Annotated in this window: 15 protein-coding genes; 6 read left to right on the forward strand and 9 right to left on the reverse strand. The window is 64.8% G+C overall.

What is annotated here, in order from left to right:
• Window positions 1-31 precede the first annotated feature (31 nt).
• Complete coding sequence (locus AC5FRW_RS10570; RefSeq protein ID WP_493568416.1) at window positions 32-1,114, reverse strand: geranylgeranyl reductase family protein; 1,083 nt, start codon at window positions 1,112-1,114, stop codon at window positions 32-34.
• A gap of 117 nt (window positions 1,115-1,231) precedes the next feature.
• Window positions 1,232-1,615, reverse strand: a complete 384-nt coding sequence (locus AC5FRW_RS10575) for a hypothetical protein (RefSeq protein WP_493568417.1) — start codon at window positions 1,613-1,615, stop codon at window positions 1,232-1,234.
• A 152-nt stretch (window positions 1,616-1,767) separates the two neighbouring features.
• On the opposite strand from AC5FRW_RS10575, the gene AC5FRW_RS10580 reads away from it, so the two are divergent.
• The 3 genes from AC5FRW_RS10580 to AC5FRW_RS10590 all read left to right on the forward strand — a co-directional run bounded on the left by AC5FRW_RS10580 (window position 1,768) and on the right by AC5FRW_RS10590 (window position 4,125).
• Window positions 1,768-2,154 (forward strand): hypothetical protein, encoded by a 387-nt coding sequence (locus AC5FRW_RS10580; RefSeq protein WP_493568418.1) that lies wholly within the window; start codon window positions 1,768-1,770, stop codon window positions 2,152-2,154.
• A 77-nt stretch (window positions 2,155-2,231) separates the two neighbouring features.
• Window positions 2,232-2,510, forward strand: a complete 279-nt coding sequence (locus AC5FRW_RS10585) for a DUF7562 family protein (RefSeq protein ID WP_493568419.1) — start codon at window positions 2,232-2,234, stop codon at window positions 2,508-2,510.
• A gap of 301 nt (window positions 2,511-2,811) precedes the next feature.
• Entirely contained in the window at window positions 2,812-4,125 is a 1,314-nt protein-coding gene (locus tag AC5FRW_RS10590) for an RNB domain-containing ribonuclease (RefSeq protein WP_493568420.1), read from the forward strand.
• 25 nt (window positions 4,126-4,150) lie between these two features.
• Here the strand turns inward: AC5FRW_RS10590 and AC5FRW_RS10595 are convergent, their stop codons facing one another.
• Window positions 4,151-4,525: a winged helix-turn-helix transcriptional regulator gene (locus AC5FRW_RS10595; RefSeq protein WP_493568421.1), complete on the reverse strand. Its 375-nt coding sequence runs from the start codon at window positions 4,523-4,525 to the stop codon at window positions 4,151-4,153.
• Between the two features lie 313 nt (window positions 4,526-4,838).
• Here AC5FRW_RS10595 and AC5FRW_RS10600 point away from each other — a divergent pair, with 313 nt between their 5' ends.
• Both AC5FRW_RS10600 and AC5FRW_RS10605 read left to right on the forward strand, forming a co-directional pair.
• Window positions 4,839-5,063, forward strand: coding sequence for a DUF8015 family protein (locus AC5FRW_RS10600; RefSeq protein ID WP_493568422.1), 225 nt, complete (start codon window positions 4,839-4,841; stop codon window positions 5,061-5,063).
• 251 nt (window positions 5,064-5,314) lie between these two features.
• Entirely contained in the window at window positions 5,315-6,280 is a 966-nt protein-coding gene (locus tag AC5FRW_RS10605; RefSeq protein WP_493568423.1) for a phytoene/squalene synthase family protein, read from the forward strand.
• A 192-nt stretch (window positions 6,281-6,472) separates the two neighbouring features.
• On the opposite strand, the gene AC5FRW_RS10610 is transcribed toward AC5FRW_RS10605, so the two are convergent.
• The 3 genes from AC5FRW_RS10610 to AC5FRW_RS10620 form a co-directional block, all read right to left on the reverse strand.
• Window positions 6,473-7,063, reverse strand: a complete 591-nt coding sequence (locus AC5FRW_RS10610; RefSeq protein WP_493568424.1) for a 50S ribosomal protein L15e — start codon at window positions 7,061-7,063, stop codon at window positions 6,473-6,475.
• Between the two features lie 271 nt (window positions 7,064-7,334).
• Window positions 7,335-8,453 (reverse strand): PGF-CTERM sorting domain-containing protein, encoded by a 1,119-nt coding sequence (locus tag AC5FRW_RS10615; protein ID WP_493568425.1) that lies wholly within the window; start codon window positions 8,451-8,453, stop codon window positions 7,335-7,337.
• Window positions 8,450-13,525 carry an MG2 domain-containing protein gene (locus AC5FRW_RS10620; RefSeq protein WP_493568426.1) on the reverse strand — a complete coding sequence of 1,692 codons (5,076 nt, stop codon included), beginning with the start codon at window positions 13,523-13,525 and terminating at the stop codon, window positions 8,450-8,452. Before AC5FRW_RS10620 ends, AC5FRW_RS10615 begins: the two co-directional genes overlap by 4 nt.
• Before the next feature lie 327 nt (window positions 13,526-13,852).
• Here AC5FRW_RS10620 and AC5FRW_RS10625 point away from each other — a divergent pair, with 327 nt between their 5' ends.
• The gene (locus AC5FRW_RS10625; RefSeq protein ID WP_493568427.1) at window positions 13,853-14,782 is read left to right on the forward strand and encodes a cobalamin-binding protein; all 930 of its coding nucleotides are present in this window, start codon (window positions 13,853-13,855) and stop codon (window positions 14,780-14,782) included.
• Here AC5FRW_RS10625 and ubaA read toward each other — a convergent pair.
• The 3 genes from ubaA to AC5FRW_RS10640 all read right to left on the reverse strand — a co-directional run bounded on the left by ubaA (window position 14,752) and on the right by AC5FRW_RS10640 (window position 18,158).
• Window positions 14,752-15,561, reverse strand: coding sequence for an SAMP-activating enzyme E1 (gene ubaA / locus AC5FRW_RS10630; RefSeq protein ID WP_493568428.1), 810 nt, complete (start codon window positions 15,559-15,561; stop codon window positions 14,752-14,754). The two genes, AC5FRW_RS10625 and ubaA, sit on opposite strands and share 31 nt — an antisense overlap.
• 36 nt (window positions 15,562-15,597) lie before the next feature.
• Window positions 15,598-17,004 carry a sensor histidine kinase gene (locus AC5FRW_RS10635; protein ID WP_493568429.1) on the reverse strand — a complete coding sequence of 469 codons (1,407 nt, stop codon included), beginning with the start codon at window positions 17,002-17,004 and terminating at the stop codon, window positions 15,598-15,600.
• A 164-nt stretch (window positions 17,005-17,168) separates the two neighbouring features.
• Window positions 17,169-18,158 carry a methyl-accepting chemotaxis protein gene (locus tag AC5FRW_RS10640; RefSeq protein WP_493568430.1) on the reverse strand — a complete coding sequence of 330 codons (990 nt, stop codon included), beginning with the start codon at window positions 18,156-18,158 and terminating at the stop codon, window positions 17,169-17,171.
• Between the last annotated feature and the right edge of the window lie 2 nt (window positions 18,159-18,160).

Genomic DNA, 18,160 nt, shown 5'->3' on the forward strand with positions numbered 1-18,160 from the left:
TGGGTGGGAGCCGAAATAAAGGTCGGGCGCGCTACCGCGACAGCAGCGCCTTCAGTTGCTCGCGAGAGAACATCGACGACGGCCGATCCATGTGGACGCCGATTTCGCCTTCGAAGGCCTTCATCCCGGCCTTCTGGATCGGTCCCGGCAGGGAGTAGCCAGCGCGCACGAGATGGCCCAGTCGGATGTCGTTGCGAAGGTCCGCCCGCCACGCCCGCTCGTAGTCGCCCAGCGTGGCGGGGTCAGTCGGATCGATCTCACGGGCGGCGTGGTCGGCGGCGGTCATGCCATAGAGGATGCCGCCACCGGTGAAGGGCTTTGTCTGGGCGGCAGCGTCACCGATCAGGAGTGAGCGGCGGCCAGTCACGCGCTTTGGCGGGCCAATCGGGATCAGCCCCGAACAGCGATGGTCCGTCTCGACGCCGTAGTCGGCCGTGAAGTCCTCGAAGCGCTCGCGCACGTCGTTGCCCGGCGGCGTCGCCAGTCCGTACTCCACCCCGGCGTCGCCCCGCGGGATACGCCACGCGAAGAAGCGCGGGACCGAGAGGTGCACGTCGACGAAGTCCTGTTGGTCGACCTCGTCGGTAAAGCCCAGCACCCCATGCAGGAGTTCGCCCGGTTCGGGCAGGTCCAGCGCGCGCCGGACGCGCGATTTCGGGCCGTCACAGCCTGCGACCATCCGCGCGCGGTGGGTCTCGATGCCGTCGGGACCCCGGACCTCCACAGTCACGTGGTCGTCGCCTTCGCTCACGTCGAGGACGGTGTGGTTCTCGCGCAGGTCGACACCAGCCTCGCGGGCACACTCGGCCAGCCGGCGGTCCAGCCCCACGCGGTCGATGACGTTCGAGACCGTCTCGTCCTTGTAGAAGGGATAGGCCTCGCTCTCTGGCCCGCCACGGTGGAAGCGCGCGCCGTAAATCTCGTTTTGAAACAGGTCCTCACGGGCATCCTCGGGGACGAACCCCCAGATGTCGGTGCTAACGTGGCCCGAGCAAGCCAGTGGCTCGCCGACAGTGCCCTGCTCGAAGGCCAGCACGTCGTGGCCGGTCTCGCTGGCCCGCCGGGCGAATCGCGAGCCTGCCGGACCGCAACCGACGACGACGAAATCGTACATACCCGAGCATACGGGAGCGAGGCTATAGTAGTGTCTGTTATCGCTCAGTGCTGGACCGGTCGCCGCGAGAAGCTCCCTGACGGCCTCACTGGTGCGTGCTGAACTGCGGCGCTCGGTTCACCGCCGCGTCAGCCTGCCAGTCTCCTGAATATCGAACAACAGGCTCGCTGACCCACCATCACCGGGGATGTAATGAACATGGTCCTGGTCGGTCAATCGGGAGTCGGTCGCGAAAGCCTGGTAACGAACAAGATAGCGGCCGGACTCGACGATGGCCTTGCGTGTCTCCTGTCCGTCTGGTTCGATATCGATCATGGTATCGTACGCACTCGCCGACGTCTCCGCACCGTCCGCGAAGAATTGGATCGACACAGTGTATGGGACAGCTGTTTGATTGAAGACGGTCAGATCGACACTACCGTCCTCGGACTGGAGTGACGAACACCCGGCTAGACTGGCAGTAAAGCCCACTGCTGTGATCATTGCTTGACGCCGTTTCATATGTGAGCGTGTCGGACAGGGGGCAAGTATCTTGTCTAAGTGGTGACGAGTGGCTGTAAAGCGACTCACACCCCGTCTGCAACTGTCATGACGAGTCCTTGCGACCGATCACAACAGCGCCGTTTTTGACACTCGCACCCCGAGGGCCGTACATGGCAGGCTACCAGCCCGGCGTCTGTAACATCGGCCGCGACGAACGACGGAAACGACGGCTCGCGGGAATCGCCGGTTTCGTCGCCGCCGTCGGCTACCTCGCCGCCTTCCTGTGGTTCGAGTTCCCAAACAGCTATCTGTTGGGGGTGTTCGCGCCGCTGTTTGGCGGCTTCATCGGCGTCTTTCAGGACTACTTCCGATTCTGTGTGGCCTTCGGCGCGCTGGCACGCTACGACCTGACCGGGTCGGGCGACGAGGCCGGCAGCGTCACCGACGCCGACGCCCTCCGTCGTGATCGGAAACGCGCGCTCCAGATTCTCCTCTACGCCGCCGTCGCGGCCGGCGTCGTGACAGCCCTCGTCTACGCCGTCGTGACTGCTCTCTGAGAAGCGCCAGCGGAGTCGACGCGGTGCCTCACCCATGGGGCAGATAGTATAAGTGGGATGCCGTGCAACCCTCTGCTATGCTCGGTTCCCGGAGTTCCCGGGACGTCGTCACCTGCATCGCCTGCGGGGAGTCGGTCTCCCGGTCCGACGCGCGCGAGTACGACAAGCATGGCAACCGGTGGGACCGCTCGAACAAGGAGTTCGAGTATCTGTGCAAGCCCTGCCACAGTGACCTGACTCACCAGCCACGCGCCGGTCTCGAAGACCTCCTCGAAACGGTCGAAGCGGATGCCGACGGACGGGACTCGTTCCTCCAGCGTTACGTCGAACTGGCAGAAGAAAAACGGAAGAAGTAGCCCGCCGCCACGTTCTCGTCGTCGTTCATCTTTGCGGATGGACTCTCGTCACTCGCGATACCCCTAGCTGCTCGCGCCTCGCCACCGTTCCCGCTCGCTGCTTGTTCCATCGCACACGCCACGCTGCTCGCGGGTCACTTCGTTCCCCGCTCGCCGTACCGAGACCCGTGCCTCGCTTCGCTTGGCACGCGTCTCGCGGGTCGCTACCGCTCCCCGCTCGACTTTTCCGAGACCCCTCCCGTCGGTCAGGCTCTCGACACTCCCTCACAACGCCTATTTATCTACTCCCCGAATCGCACCCATGAGCAACGAAGACGCGCAGGCCGAGGCCGGCACACCCGAAGGACAGGGACCGGTCGAGATCGACGAGGAGATGGCCCGTCACATGGCGAACAAACGCGAGGAGCTATTCGAAAAGTTCGAGATTCGCGACGAGTTCCCGCCCGAAGTGATGGAGGAGGCCGAGGAGCGGACGACCGATGTCCAGCAGGAAATCGCCGACGAAGTCGACGAGCGCGAAGACCTGCGGGAGATGACGACGTGGACGACCGACCCCATCGACGCCCAGGACTTCGACGACGCCATCTCCGTCGAAGAGCGCGAAGACGAGTACGTCCTCTGGGTCCACATCGCCGACGTGACCCACTACGTCAACCCCGACACGGCGATGTGGGAGGAGGCCGTCGAGCGCGGGAACACGGTGTACCTGCCGGCCTACACGATCCACATGCTGCCGCCGATCCTCGCCGAGACGGTGTGTTCGCTCGTCCCCAACGAGGATCGACTGGCCCACACCGTCGAGATGCACCTCGACAAGGAGAACCTCTCCTACGAGAACATCGAGATCTACAAGTCCGTCATCGAGAGCGACGCGCGCCTGACCTACACCGAGGCCGAGAACATCCTCGACGACCCTGAATCGGCCGACGATCTGCTCGAAGACACGAGCGTCGATCTGGCCGAGAAGACCGAACTGATCGCGGATCTAGCCGACCGCATGCACGAACAGCGCAAGGAGGACGGCTCGCTCGTCCTCAACCCAGCACGGGATCGCGCCCACACCATCATCGAGGAGTGCATGCTGAAGGCCAACAAGGCCGTGACCCACGAACTCATGTGGGACCGCGGGGTCGAGGCGATGTATCGGGTCCACCCCCAGCCAAGTCCCGACGAGTGGGACAAGGCGCTCGTCGAAATTCAGGATCTCGATGGCGTCTCGATACCCGGCGAAGCGTGGGACGATCCGCGGAAGGCGGTCAACGCCACCTTAGAGCAGGCCCCCGGCCGGCAGCTGGACAAGATCCAGTGGGCCGTGATGAAGGTGATGCCCCGCGCGAAGTACATGAACGACCCCTTCGGCGGCCACCACGCCCTGAACTTCGAGATATACGGTCACTTCACCTCGCCGATCCGGCGACTCTCTGACCTGATCAACCACTGGATCGTCTACACGAACGACGTACCAGAGGACCTGATCGCACTGTGTGACCGGGCCAGCGACAAGCAGAAGGCCGCCGAGACCTGCGAGCGCGAGTACAAGCAGTTCCTCGAAGAGATCGGTCTCGATCCGTCGGCGGTCAACAACCGCGGGCTCGAAGTCGTCGACGACGAGTGACCAGTTCGTCGTCGACGGCGATCGGTCACTCCTCGTCGTCGGTAGTCCCCCCAGTTGCGTCGAGATAGCGTTGTCCCCATTCGTCCATCGCGGTGACGACGAGTTCGAGTTGCTCGCCCCACTGTGTCAGTGAATACTCGACACGCACTGGCTTGTCGTCGATCACGGTTCGGTCGACGATGCACCGTTCCTGCAGGTCATCGAGACTTTCCGACAGCACCTTATCGGAGATGCCGTCGACGCGATCTTTCAGGTCGTTGAACCCGAGCGGGCCATCGTGGAGCAGTTCCACGACGATGCGTGGGTGCCACTTCTTGCCCACAATCTCTGCGGTCACGGTCAACGGGCTTTCGCCGCTCCCCCCAGTGCCCATCGACTGTTCGTCCCCCGTTTTGTCCATGCTATGTACGGTGTTCTCCCGCCAAATAAATACTGCAGTTCTGCGAGAGAATTTTTCTGGCAACGGTCCCAATCGAGAGAGGGCGCGACGACGAACGGGTGTCGCCGCGTCTCTGATCAGTGAGACGACCCCGACCGACCGGTTCGTGTCCATCGGCGATCCGTCGCTCCGGGAGCACTCGAAATAATATGAAGATAATTCCTGTTTTAGACAGGTGATCACTTCGTGACGTTGTTGTGTGTTCGATGAAGTAGATCACCGTAACGTTTTAGTTGAAATCTGTCGTATTCACGTAGTGAAACGGTGGTAAAATATGACAGCCAGTGCGAACAGTGGTGTTCCGAGGCAGCGTGGTCGAAAAACACCGTCGCGGTACGATCTCGTACTGGCCGTCATACCGGCGGCCTTCGCCATCGCGTTCCTCGTGAACCTCGTCTTTTCCGTTCCCCTTCAGCGGGTGTTACCGGTGAGTTCGATCGTCGGTGCGCTCGCACTCGTCGACGGGCTGTACCGAAACCCACCGACCGACGGCGTCTGACCGCCGGCCGACGGCGAGCAGTCCGGCGAATTCGACCGGTCGGTCCTGACGGCTGCATCGTCAGAACGGACGCTCGCTCGGGGAGGACAGCGGCGCGCCAACCTGGTTGGGCACACGTTTTATGGGTGTGGTAGCCATACATAACAGACACGTGATCATATCACCCTCGCCGGCCGGTCGCTTCCATTCCGGCGAGGTATCCGGATCCCTACGACCGTATCGCCTGCAGATCCCGACGACTTGCACTCCCAATGGTAGACACTGACGACATCAAGACGAGTAAATCGATTCAACAGCAAACTGGCCGGACCTTCCACGTGGCGACGCGTGTGCTGCCCCAGCGCATTCGCCACGCGACCTATGTCCTCTACGCGTTCTTTCGCGTCGCGGACGAGGTCGTCGATCAGCCAGACGGGCCAGGCCCGGCCGTCCAGCACGAACGACTCGAACAGATCCGAGAGACAGCACTGGGCCACGCACCCGCAGAGGGAGAGGACGCAGCCGTACTCGAAGCCTTCGCCGAACTGCGCGAGCGCCACGACATCCCCGACGAGGAAGTCAACGTCTTCGTCGATGCCATGGAGATGGACATCGCACAGGCCCGCTACGAGACGTTCGACGACCTCGTCGAGTACATGCGCGGGTCGGCCGTCGCCGTCGGCAACATGATGATGGACGTCATGGATGTCGACGAACAGGAGCAGGCACGGCCCCACGCCGCCGCACTCGCCGAGGCGTTCCAGTTGACCAACTTCCTGCGGGACGTGCGCGAGGACATCCACGAGTACGGCCGGGTGTACCTCCCACAGGAGACCCTCGACGAGTATGGCGTCACCGAGGAGGATCTGGCCGAGGCCAACCTCGGCGACGGGTTCCGGTCGGTCATGCAGACGGAACTGGCCCGGACCGAGCAGCGCTACCACGAGGGAGTCGCAGGCATCCGATATCTGCCCGAGGACTGCCAGTTCGGCGTCCTCCTGTCGGCGGTGCTGTACGCCGAACACCACCGATTGATCCGGTCGCGAGGCTACGACGTGCTGACCGAGACGCCCGACCTCACCCGTCGCCGTCGACTCTGGCTGCTTGCGAAGACGTGGTGGCACTGGCGACGCCACCGGGACCCGGAGGCGGCCTTCTACGCGGTCAGTGCCATCTCCGAGCCGTCACCGACCGCCGAGACGCCGGTCGGTGTGACGGATTCGAGCCATCCGGCCTGATCGAAGACCGACGCACGAGTCGGTGCTGTGGAGGACTGATTGACACACCGATGGCACTGCAGTCGTGCGACCGTGTGTGCAGTGATCGTCGATGACGACTGTATTTTTGAGGGGACTGGAGAGCGAACAGCGCGTGTCTCGCGACGGCGCAACCGCTCCGTACCGGGAAAACGAAGAAGTCGAGTGGAGGCGTTACTTGCCGCGGCCGCGGTTGCTGCGGAGGCTTGGCCGGGTGTGCTCTGCGCCCTTGCCCTTCGTGCCCAGGCCTCGGTTGCGCTTGCCAGCGCCGGTCAGGCCGCGAAGCGCACGGTCAGTGTGATCGTCGTCACAGATCCAGCCCAGATCGTCGTCGTTCTCGATCGCGGGGTGCTCGGGGTCCACGAGGATGATCTCGTGCCACTTCTGGCGGCCGTCTTCCCCGACCCAGTAGCTGTTGAGCACGCGGAGGTTCGGGTAGGTACGGGTGGCCCGTTCCTCGGCGACGCGCTGGATGTCTTTGCGGCGCGTGATGCGGGTGACGCCCTGTCGCTTCGAGCGTCGACCGGCCTTGAATCGCTCCTTGCGAGCGCCGCCCTTGCGGACGGAGGTGCGCACGACGACAACGCCCTGCTTTGCCTTGTAGCCCTGCGAACGGGCCTTGTCGAGGCGGGTCGGGCGGTCGATGCGCTTGATAGCGCCTTCTTCGCGCCAGTCCTGCTGTCGCTGCCACTGCAGTTCTGCGAGTTTCCCGTCGTCCGGGTTCTGCCACGCTTCCTTGATGTAGGAGTACGAACTTCGTGCCATTGTGTATCACCACGGGCGTTGCGTGGTTCAACGCCCACGCGTCGTCGCGTGGGAGTCACATCCCGACCTGTACGGACCGTGTCGACCGAAAACGGCCGAGCGGTGCATGCAGGTGCCCGCTGGTGCCCGTCGTCCAGCGAGTTACACACAGATTCCCGGCTTGCGCCCTTAAGCCATTCGAACCTGATCGGACGGCGAAACTGCAGCGCGGTCGTCCACGGTGTCGAGAGCGGGAAGGGGCGGCGGCAGTCGATCCGAAAAGAGTGAAGAGCTACTCGCGCCGTCGGGCGGCGACGAGAAGCAGCGCGAGCAGGGCCGCGACGACGCCGAACCCGGGACCGCTCCCGGCAGTCGTCTGAGTCGCGGTGTCGGCTGCTGTGGCCGTCGGTGTCACCGCCTCGGTGGCGGTAGCCGTCGGCGTGTCGTCGCTGGCCGCCGTCGCAGTCGGCGTGGCCGTCGGCGTCGCGGTGTCGGTCGACGTTGCGGTGTCGGTCGGCGTGACCGTCGTCGTCTCGGTCGCGGTGACAGTCGGAGTGGGCGTCGCAGTGGCCGTCGCCGTCGGCGTCTCGGTACTGCGGACGACGCGGTCGTCGCGGCTGGAGCCACCATCGTCGTCGTCATCGTCGTCGCTGCTGTCGGCTGCCGGCGTCGCGGTCGGCGTGGGCGTCGCAGTGCTGGCGACGGACAGTGCGTCGTCTTCGGAGAGTTGCTGGCCGTTGCCGGCACTCAGCGAGGTCGTCAGCGTGTAATCACCAGCGCTGTCACCGGTGACGGTGTACTCGACGGTCCTGGTCGCGCCGCCGGCAACGGTCCCGCTCTCCGAGCCACTGGCGACGGTCGTGGAGTAGCCACCGGCCGACGGCGGGCTGAGCTGATAGCTCGTCGAGGCGTCCCCGGAGTTCTGGACGACGACGGTCAGTGTCGTCGAGGACCCCGCGTCGACCGTGTCGTCGTCGAGCGACGTCGAGAGGGTGAGACTGGCCGGACTCAGCACTTCCAGCCCGCTCTGGGCGGTGTCGGACAGGGAGTTCCCGTTGTTGGTGTTCGATCCCGACGCGCTGGCGGTGATCTCGCCGGTGTAATCGCCTTCCACGTCGGCGCTACAGTCGAACGTCGCCGAGCCGGTGCCACCCGACAGCGAGACCGTCTGCGTGCCGGTGGGCGTACAGGACAGCCCCTCGGGCAGCGTCAGGCCGACATCGACCTCGTCGTTCTGGACCTCCTCGCCGGAGACCGACACTGTCAGGTCGAACGAGTCGCCCTGTGTGACGCTGTCGGGGACGCTGACGCCGGTGATCGACAGCGAGGCGTCGGCGGCGACCGGGATCGCGACGCTCGTAAGGACGACGGCGGCGACGGCGACGGCGAGCACCGCCCTGCGGCCGATCATCCGCTCACCTCGATGATGGTGTCGTTGACGCTCGTGGCCGTCCCGGAGTCGAGACGGACGAGGTAGACGCCGTCGGTGCGGTTCGCCGAGAGGACGCCGTAGTAGTCGTTGCCGTTCTGTTGGTCGAGATCGACCGTGTAGGTCGCGTTCTGGCTGATTACAGTTGCAGTCATGCCTGGTTCGTTCGTCTGGATGTAGATGTCCTGCGTGCGGTCGAAGTCCGTCGCGTTGGCGCTCGTGCTCGTGCCGGTCCAGACGACGGGGTCACCGCCGGCGGCCTGCACGTCGACGACCTCGGTGATCGCGCCGACGCCGGGCACGGACAGTCGGACGATGTGGGTGCCGGCCGAGTCGATCGTCATCTGGGTCGTCGTGTCGCCGCTACTGGAGACTGCGACGCTGTCGTTGTACGCCACGGAGCCGGCACCGGGCGAGTAGGCCGTCAGCACGGCCGTCGTGTCCACGGTGCCGTTGACCGTCACCGTCGTCGCCTGTCCGGCGGTGACTGGCTCGGCAATCGAGAGGTTCGCGCTCTCGGTCGCGTCACGCACCGCGATCAGCGTCGAGTCGGTGTCGGTCCCACGGCCCTGCTGGACCGTGACACTGAGACTGCGCGTGCCCGTGATCGAACCGTCGTTTGGCAGCGTGATCGAGGCATCGTAGGGCGCGGTACCCGTCGTGTCGATCGAGGTCTGAACGTTGCTGCCCGACAGCACCAACTCGACCGTCCCACTGCTGGCATCGACCGCGTTGCCGGTCGCGCTGTCGGTGGCCTCGACAGTCAGATTGACCGTGTCGCCGGGGGCGAACGGCCCGTCTTCGGCCGTGACCGACACGTCGAGGCTGCGCACGCGGTAGCCGCTGTAGGCCTTGATCGAACTTGTCTCGTTGAGTGCGGCCCGGACGACGTAGTCGCCGTTGCTCGCACTCGCCGGGATACTGTAGTCGACGGTCGCCTCGCCGTCGGCGTCGGTCTGGATGGTCGCGACGCGCTGGTCCGCGCTGCCGTCGGACTCGATCACGAAGTCGACCTTCGTGTTCGCGATGGCCGATCCGTCGCCGGTCGTGACCGTCGCCGAGAGGCGGGCCGTCTCGCCGGGCGAGTAGGCGCTCTCGTTGGTCGTCGTCGTGATCTCCTTGGCGTTCGCACCGGTGACGTTCAGCGTCCCGGTGGTGAAGCCGCTGCCGCTCTGGGTCGTCACGTCGACGATCAGCGGGTACTCGCGGGCCGGCACCGAGTCGGGGATCTGGAACGAGATGCTCGCGTCACCGTTGGTCGTCTCGGCACTCCCCAGTTCGATGGTGTCGCCGTACGAGGAGACGAACGCTCGCACGGTCGAACCGTCTGGCACGGCCGTGCCGCCGGCTTTCGTCGCGTTGACGTAGATCGTCTGGCTGGAGCCGGGTTCGGCGTTGTAGGTCGACACCGCGTTGCCGCTGTTGTCTTCGAGGCTGGCCGAGACGCTGCTGATCGACAGCCCGACGAAGCGGGTCTGCTGTCCGGCCTCGACCTCGATGAAGTGGAAGCCACTCTGGGCCGAGGACAGCGACAGCGACACGTCGCCGTTACTGCCCGTCGATGCGCTGGCGCTGTCGACGGTCCTGACGGGACCGGTCGTGTTCAGCGACGCGTTGACCTGCTGGCCGGTGACGACGCTACCGTCGGGGTCGCGCACGCTCACGTCGAGCGTGATGGTCTCGCCGGTGTCGTAGGTCCGCTTGTCGAGCGAGGCCGCAACGGAGTACTGCTGGACGGCAAACTGCGTGCGTGCGGTCTGAGTGCCGCTGTTTTGGGTCGTGACGTTCACCGTCGCGAGATGCTCGCCGACCGACCGCTTGCCGAGATCGATCTCGTAGACGCCCGACGCGGGGTTCGAGACCTTGCCGTTCGGGAGCTGGCCGCCGATCTGGGTCTGCTCGCCGTCCAGGTCCGTGACTTCGACAGAGGTAACCGACACCGAGGTCGGGACCTGCACTTCGAGCGTCGCGGACTCGTCGGCCGAGAACGCCTCGGCGGTCGGTCGGGCGCGGGCCGAGAACGACTGCACGTCGAAGCCGGTGCCGGCGGTCTTGCGGACGACAGTGCTCCCGGTGTTGTGCGCGAGCGTGACACTGATTCCGTGGCCCCGTCGCCACTGCTGTCCAGTCGTGTACTCGCTTGGCTTGAGCGGGATCGTAGCCTCGCCGTTACTGTCGGTCGTCGCCGAGGTGCGCTGGCCGTTGATCCGCAGCGTCAGCGAGGCGTTTTTGATCGCGCTGCCGTCGGTCGCGTCCGTCGCCGTCACGTCGACGGCCACGGTGTCGGTCGGGCCGTAGGTCCGCCGATCGGTCTCGACATCGAGGTCGACCTGTTCGACACGGACCCACCGCTCTGCGATCCCCTGCGTGTTGCTGTCGGACTGCACGCGGACGGCGATGCGGTACCGGCCCGGATCGTCGGGCATCGACAGCGAGAACGACCCCTGACCGTTCGTAATGCCGTTTGCGGGACTCGTCTGAGAGACCTGCTGGCCGTTCTGGTCGTAGACAGTGATCGTCGTCTGGTCGCTGTTGGTCGCGTCGATGGCCGTGTCACTCGTCGTGTCGTAGGCGGCGATCCGGCCCAGCACCGAATCACCGGGTGCGACCGTCCGCGAACCGAGCTGGATCGCCGTCTGGAAGCCACTGACCTGGATCGGGCGCGTGAACGTCGAGTTGTAGCTGCGGTCGCCGTCGGTGTGCGTTGCCCGCACTGCGAGGGTGTAGCGGCCCGCGTCGACACCCAGCGTCGACGGATTGAACGACGAGGTCTCGAAGGTCTTGTTCGCCGTGCTGTAGCTCAGGTCGACCGGTGCGCTCGCCGTCGTCCCGTTGGAGTGCAAGAGGAAGGCGTGTGCGCTGACGGCACTGTCGGTCAGTATCGACCCGGTACCAGGATCGGCGATCCTGACGGCGACCGTGTTGTCGGCCCCGCGGTTGAACGACCGCTGTGAGCGTTGATACGAGGGCCGGATCGCGAAGGCCCGGCCGCGATCCAGAGTCACGTCGGTCGTACTCTTCGAGGAGACCGAGACCGTCGCGGTGTCGTTGACCGTCGTATCGGGTGCCCCCTCGTAGCTCGGGCGGAGTTCGAGCCGGTAGTCTCCCGGCGGGACCGGGACCGAGATGTCGTTCGCGTTGGTGTCCGTGCCGAGGAAGAACTGCTGGCTGCCGCCGGGACCGAGATAGGTGACCACGTCGCCGGTACTGGCGTCGCGGATCACGAGTTCGTTCTCGAAGAAGAAAGACGAGAACTGGCCGTCGTCGATCTGTTCGTACGACGAGGACTGTTGCTGGACGATGCTTGCGTACTCCTGAACGCTGATGTTCAGGTAGCCCGCGCGGTCGAGCGTACAGGCTTCGTCGGTCGACTGCCCCTGTGAGATCGAGGGCGTCCCGGCACAGAGGTACTGGATGTTCTGACTCTGGCCCTGTCCCCAGACGTTGTACGTGACCTGCGTGTCAGAGCCAGTCGTCGGTGACATCAAGGAGACGGCGGCGCTCGCCGGCAGGTTCTGGCCGAACGAGAACGTGCTGAAACTGTTCGAGTTCGCCGTCCGCTCGGTGTCGGGGTAGGCTGTCGACACCTGCGACAGTGAGGTAAAGCCGCCGCCGACCGGGAGACTGCCAGTCTCGTTGGTGACGGTCACGTCGACCCGACCACCCTGCTGGATCGTCATGGCCGGGATGACCGTGTTGCCCGACTGGACGACGTAGCCATCACCGTCGTTGGCGTCGGTCGTCGGGTAGTAGATCGGCGTGCCACCCGACGTGTCGGTGCCGACGATGCGGAAGCTGTACTGGCGGTCCTGGGTCGACTCGGGCAACCGCATCTTGAACAGCCCGTTGGCGTCGGTGCTCGTGGAGTTGTACACGTCGACCCGGCTGCCACTGGCGTACTCTGGCTGGGCGATGACGACCGCGTCCTCGACCGGGCTCCCGCTCTCGTTGACGATCTGTCCGGTCACGGGCGAGGTCGCCACGTCGGTCGTCGGCAACCGGAACGCGACGCTCGACATCCCCTTGGTCGGGAGCGTGATCGAACGCTGCTGGGTGCCAAAGGACGAACTGTTGGTGAGCGTCACCGTGTACTCGGTGTTGGGCCGGAGGAACACGGGAGCCAGCGTCTCCATGCTCACGCTACCGCTCTGGTAGACCGTGTTGCCGCTGCCCTCGTCGACGATGGTGAGCGAGTCGATCTGGGGGGACGAGCCACCCTGCGTGATGCTGGTAAACTGGAGGAACGTCGGTGCCGTCGGCGTGTCGGTCGAAAGCGTCGTCGCGCCGGGCGAGGCGTCGACTTTCCCCGAGGCGTTCGCACTCGACAGCGAGAACGCCTCGACGGAGAGAGGGGCCGCGTACGTCTTGCGGCCGTCGGTGATCGAACTGGGCGAGTCCGTGTCGGGGTTCGTACACGTACCGCCCACGTCGATCCCCAGACAGTGGAAGGTACTCGATCCGCCGTTCATGAAGCTAAAGCCCCGCGATTCGTTCGTGTTCGCGTCGTAGAACATGAGCGGGGCCGACGAGACCGGGTTCCCGGCGTTGTCCTCCACCGAGAGCACGTGGTAGTTCCCGGTCATCACCGACCGATTGCCCGTGTCGGCGGTCGAATAGTCGGCGTCGTAGGCCGTCGCGTTGACAACGAAGTCGTCGGCGTCGTATGTGAAGTCACTCTTCGAGTCGAAGACGAAGGTCAGCTTCGACGGCGCGCCGCTCTGTGAGATCGGGTCCCCGTCACTGAACGTCTGCTCCGAGTTCGGGTAGTACGCGGACTTGACCGCAGAGTCCGTGTACGTCACCGGCCCGGCCGTCGTGCCGTCGTTGTCGTCGTACCAGAACCGGAAGTCCCGGACGTCTTTCGTCGTCTTTGCCTCGACTGTCACGCTGAGGTCACCCTCGGCGTTACCGACGCTGGTGATTTCGAATCGCGGCGAGGTCGTCTCGGAGGTGTTACCTGCGGCCGCCGACCCGGCGAGAAAGACGGTCCCGGTAAACACCGAAAACACCATCAGCGCCGTCAGCGTGACCGCCAGTAGTTTCTGGCGAGTCATAACCGACCCTCCGCGGGGCGCTCCAGCGGCCGTCGAAATCGCCGTGCTGATCGGTGTCTCGTGGTCGTGATCGGAGATGCGGTACAGTACCGGTCGATCCCGTCGACGGTACGGTACCACTCGATGAGCCAGTCGAGTAGCATGCGCAGAACTTGTCTAATTATCTTAGATATACCTATCCCGCTGACTATCATCATTGAGAACGGGTTACCAGTTGTATGACGTTTCCTCTCAGAGAGGCGAGTATCGACGATAGAGGTGGGCGCGATTGCGGGACTGGACGCTGGACCAACACCCTGATTGTCGCCCCGTGCCGACGAGTGGTACATGCGGGTCGTCACGTTACTCCCCTCGGCAACGGAAATCGTCTACGCACTCGGGGTCGAACCGGTCGGTGTCTCACACGAGTGTGACTACCCGCCGGCGGCCCGTGACCGGCCGTCGGTGAACCGCGCGCGGGTCGACCCGACCGCGTCGAGCGGCGAGATCAACGAACAGGTGGCACGCGCCGAGGACGACGGGGGCGTCTACGCCATCGAGCGAGAGACGCTTTCACGACTGGACCCGGACCTGATCGTCACACAGGGCGTCTGTGACGTGTGTGCCGTCGACGAGGTCGTCGTCGCCGACGCCGTCGCGTCGCTGGGTCTCGATGCGGAGGTCCTGACACTCGACGTACACAGCCTCGCCGACCTGTTCGACTCGATCCACCGACTCGGGGACGCGCTGGATCGGGACGACCGGGCCAGTGACCTCGTCGACGACCTGCGTGCGCGGGTCGACGCGGTGGAAGCGACGGCGAGTCGGGCAGAAGACCACCCCCGTGTCGCCGTGCTGGACTGGACGGACCCGGTGATGGTGGCGGGCCACTGGGTCCCCGAGATGGTCGCGCTCGCCGGCGGCGAGTACGGCCTCGAACAGGCGGGGGCACATTCACGGCCGCGCGAGTGGCAGGAGCTGCGCGAGTACGATCCCGAAGTGCTCGTCGTCTCGCCGTGTGGCTTCGACCTGCCACAGATCCGCGAGAACCTCGCCGACCTGACCGACCGACCGGGCTGGGCGGACCTGACGGCCGTCGAAAACGACCACGTCACGCTACTGGACGGGCACCACTACGTCAACCGCTCGGGACCGCGGCTGATCGACACGCTCGAATACCTCGGCTGGACGATCCATCCCGACCTGTTCGAGCGGCCCCCGGCCGAGGCAGCCGAGTCACTCTCGGATCACTGCGAGAGCGAGCAGCGCCCCTCGTAGCTCGCGTCGGCGACAGACGAGAGTGTCGGGTCGTCGCCACACACCGGACACGCCGGGTCTCGTTCGATGGGAATCTCCTCGACGCGCATCTCGCTTGCATCGTAGACGAGCAGACGGCCGTCCAGACTCTCACCCTCGTCGAGGACCCACTTGACGACCTCCGTCGCCTGAAAACAGCCGATGGTCCCCGGCAACACGCCGAGCACGCCAGCGGTCGCACAGTCGGGGACGGTCCCTTCGGGCGGGGCCTGCGGAAACAGGCAGCGGTAACAGGGACCATCGCCCGAGAACGTCGTCACTTGCCCCTCGAAGCGATAGATCGCGCCGTGAGAGACCGGCGTGCCCGCGAGTGTGCAGGCGTCGTTGACCAGATACCGGGTGGCGAAGTTGTCGGAGGCGTCGACCACGATGTCGTAGTCGGCGAGTAGCTCGGCGGCGTTGTCGGCCGTCAGTCGCGTCTCGTGGGTGTCGACGGTCACGTCTGGATTGTGTCCGGTGACGAACGCACGCGCACTCGCGACCTTCGGCCGACCCACATCGTCGTCGCGGTGGATCACCTGTCGCTGGAGGTTCGACCGCTCGACGGTGTCGTCGTCGACGATCCCGAGGCGACCGATACCGGCGGCCGCAAGATACTGGAGGACCGGTGAGCCAAGCCCGCCCGCGCCGACGACGAGCACGCTCGCGTCGAGCAGCGCCGCCTGCCCGTCCGGTCCCACGTCGTCCATGATGACGTGGCGGGAGTAGCGGTCGAGTTGTTCGGGATTCAGATCGACCATACCGTGGCTGGGCGAGCGACGGCAATAAGGGACGTGCTATCCCGATGTCTGGAAGTCCACGACGAACCGGGAGCCGCCGTCGGTCCCGTCGGTGACCTCGACGGTCCAGCCGTGGGCGGCGGCGATCTCTTCGACGATCGCCAGCCCGAAGCCGGTCCCGTCGGCCACCGAGGTGTAGCCGATCTCGAAGATTTGGGCACGCTCCTCTGGCGGGATTCCCGGCCCGTTGTCTTCGACGTAGAAGCCGTCCGCGACGCTGCCGACCGTCACGGAGAGTGTCTCGTCCGGCCGGGAAGCGTGGGCGACGGCGTTGGCAAAGAGGTTCTCGAAGAGCCGACGCAGGCGTTCGCCGTCGGCCTCGATGGTCTGGTCGGTCTCGACGGTCAGCGTCGCGCCGTCGGTTTCGGTCGTCGACCAGCTCTCCCGGGCGAGTTCGCCGAGATCGATCGGTTCTGTTTCGGCGACGCTCTCCCCGCGCTTTGCCATCTTCAGCGTCTCTTCGAGGATGCGCTCCATGCGGTCGTGAGCCTGAGCGACCTGATCGAGCCGGTCGTCGTCGGTCGATTCACGCACCAGTTCGAGCTGTGAACTCGCCAACTGAAGCGGCGTCCGAAGGTCGTGTGAGAGCGCCCGGATGAACTTCGAGAGGCGCTCTTTCTGGCGCTGTAGTTCGAGCTGTGCTTCCTTGCGCTCGGTGATGTCCCACGTGGCCCCGACGAGACCGACGATGTCGCCGTCCTGATCGGTCCAGGGGACCTTGGAGTTCAACACCCACATCTCGCGGCCGGGATCGTAGCGGGTCTCCTTGATGATCGGTTCGCCGGTCTCGATGATCTCCAGTTCCTCCCGATAGGTCTCCTCGGCCCACTCCTGCTCGAAGTACTCGGCGTCGGTCTTCCCGAGCTGTTCGCTCGATCCCATGTAGTAGTCGCTGACCCAGCTATGGCGTGCTTGCTCGTCTTTGATGTAGATGTGCAGCGGGACGTGTTCGAGGATGACGTCGAGCATCTTGCTCTTGCGCCGGAGTGCTCGCTCGCTTTCGCGGAGGGTCGCCTCGGTCCGGTGCTGGTCGACGGCGTTCTCGATCCGGTTTGCGAGCACGGCGTACTGATCCGGGCCACCCTTCTGGACGTAGTCGGTGACACCCGCCGAAATCGCCCGACTGGCGATCGATTCGCTCCCCGCGGCGGTAAAGAGCACGAACGGGAGCGTGGGCTGGCGGTTCTGGACTGCCGTCAGGAGGTCGAGTCCGGTTCCGTCCGCAAGGTCGTACTCCGAGACCACACAGTCGACGGTCTCGGCATCGAGATGCTGGAGCGCCGCCTCGCGATCCGTTGCTTCGTGTACCGTGCAACGATCGATCTCCCGACGCAGGGAGTCCTTGGCAATATCACATATGTCGGGATCGTCGTCGACGTAGAGCACCCGGACTGGATCTGCCATTCGGCGATAGAAGGGGTTCAACAGTTATAAATTGTGCTCGTCTCTCACTGGAACCTGCATCCGGGAATCCATACGAGATCAGATAGGTGTTGGAACGTCGTGTCGGCAGAGAGATGGCACAGTCGAGATGTGACCGAGACCGTCGGTCGGAACACGGCACGCGTTCAGCGCTGGGCCTGCCAGTCGGCCACCAGTTCGGCGACTGCGCTGTTGATGTCGTCGATCTGGGCGGTCTGGTCGTCGATCTCTTCGGCGATCTCCTCGGTCGATTCGGCGATCCCCTCGGCGGCGACCGTCGCCTCGTCGACCATGCTGGCGACCTCCTCCGTCGAGGCGGCCTGTTGATCGGTCGCAGACGCAACTTCGGCGATCCCATCGTTGACCTCACGGATGGCCTCGTCGATCTCGTCTAAGATCTCCACGGATTCCTCGACGGACTCGATACCGTCGTCGATCTCGGTGTTCGAGGTTTCGAGACTGTCGACGGCGTCGTCGGTGTTGTCCTGAATGCGGGCGACCATCTGCTCGATCTCGCTGGCCTCGGACTGGGCCTGTTCGGCCAGAGACTTGACCTCGTTGGCGACGACCGCGAACCCCTCACCGGCTTCGCCGGCGCGTGCGGCCTCGATGGAGGCGTTCAGCGCCAGCATGTTCGTCTGGTCGGCGATGTCGTTGATCACCTCGACGATCTCGTCGATCTCCTCGACGCTCTGCTGGATCGTTCGCACGTCCGCAGTGACACTGTCGGCGGCCCCCTGGATGCGCTCCATCGCGCCGTACACGTCCGCTGCGTTCTCCTGCCCGCGGTCGGCCAGATCCGTCGCCTCCTGACTGGCCGCCGAAACTTCCTCCGAAGAGGAGGCGATCTCCTCGACGGCGGCGCTCAGATTCGAGACCTCCTCGGCGATCTGGCTCATTCCCTCGTGCTGTTGGGCCGCCTGCTCGCGGATGTCGTCGACCTCCAGTGCGATATCCTCCGAGGACGCCTGCAGTTCCGCGATCGCGGTCTGGATCTCGCTCGCGGCCGTGTTATCGTAGCCAGCCTGATGGTCGATGTCCTGCTCGATCTGGTCGTCGATATCCTTGTCCAGATCCTCGTCGAGGTCGCTGGCTGTGGACAGATCAGACTCTACGATACCATCTGGGTTTGACATTG

It is taken from the genome of Halomicrobium sp. HArcht3-1, from assembly GCF_058933345.1.

Coding starts and splice junctions, on each gene's coding strand:
- AC5FRW_RS10570 (WP_493568416.1), bottom strand. CDS start 1,114: ATGTACGATTTCGTCGTCGTCGGTTGCGGTCCGGCAGGCTCGCGATTC.
- AC5FRW_RS10575 (WP_493568417.1), bottom strand. CDS start 1,615: ATGAAACGGCGTCAAGCAATGATCACAGCAGTGGGCTTTACTGCCAGT.
- AC5FRW_RS10580 (WP_493568418.1), top strand. CDS start 1,768: ATGGCAGGCTACCAGCCCGGCGTCTGTAACATCGGCCGCGACGAACGA.
- AC5FRW_RS10585 (WP_493568419.1), top strand. CDS start 2,232: ATGCTCGGTTCCCGGAGTTCCCGGGACGTCGTCACCTGCATCGCCTGC.
- AC5FRW_RS10590 (WP_493568420.1), top strand. CDS start 2,812: ATGAGCAACGAAGACGCGCAGGCCGAGGCCGGCACACCCGAAGGACAG.
- AC5FRW_RS10595 (WP_493568421.1), bottom strand. CDS start 4,525: ATGGACAAAACGGGGGACGAACAGTCGATGGGCACTGGGGGGAGCGGC.
- AC5FRW_RS10600 (WP_493568422.1), top strand. CDS start 4,839: ATGACAGCCAGTGCGAACAGTGGTGTTCCGAGGCAGCGTGGTCGAAAA.
- AC5FRW_RS10605 (WP_493568423.1), top strand. CDS start 5,315: ATGGTAGACACTGACGACATCAAGACGAGTAAATCGATTCAACAGCAA.
- AC5FRW_RS10610 (WP_493568424.1), bottom strand. CDS start 7,063: ATGGCACGAAGTTCGTACTCCTACATCAAGGAAGCGTGGCAGAACCCG.
- AC5FRW_RS10615 (WP_493568425.1), bottom strand. CDS start 8,453: ATGATCGGCCGCAGGGCGGTGCTCGCCGTCGCCGTCGCCGCCGTCGTC.
- AC5FRW_RS10620 (WP_493568426.1), bottom strand. CDS start 13,525: ATGACTCGCCAGAAACTACTGGCGGTCACGCTGACGGCGCTGATGGTG.
- AC5FRW_RS10625 (WP_493568427.1), top strand. CDS start 13,853: ATGCGGGTCGTCACGTTACTCCCCTCGGCAACGGAAATCGTCTACGCA.
- ubaA (WP_493568428.1), bottom strand. CDS start 15,561: ATGGTCGATCTGAATCCCGAACAACTCGACCGCTACTCCCGCCACGTC.
- AC5FRW_RS10635 (WP_493568429.1), bottom strand. CDS start 17,004: ATGGCAGATCCAGTCCGGGTGCTCTACGTCGACGACGATCCCGACATA.
- AC5FRW_RS10640 (WP_493568430.1), bottom strand. CDS start 18,158: ATGTCAAACCCAGATGGTATCGTAGAGTCTGATCTGTCCACAGCCAGC.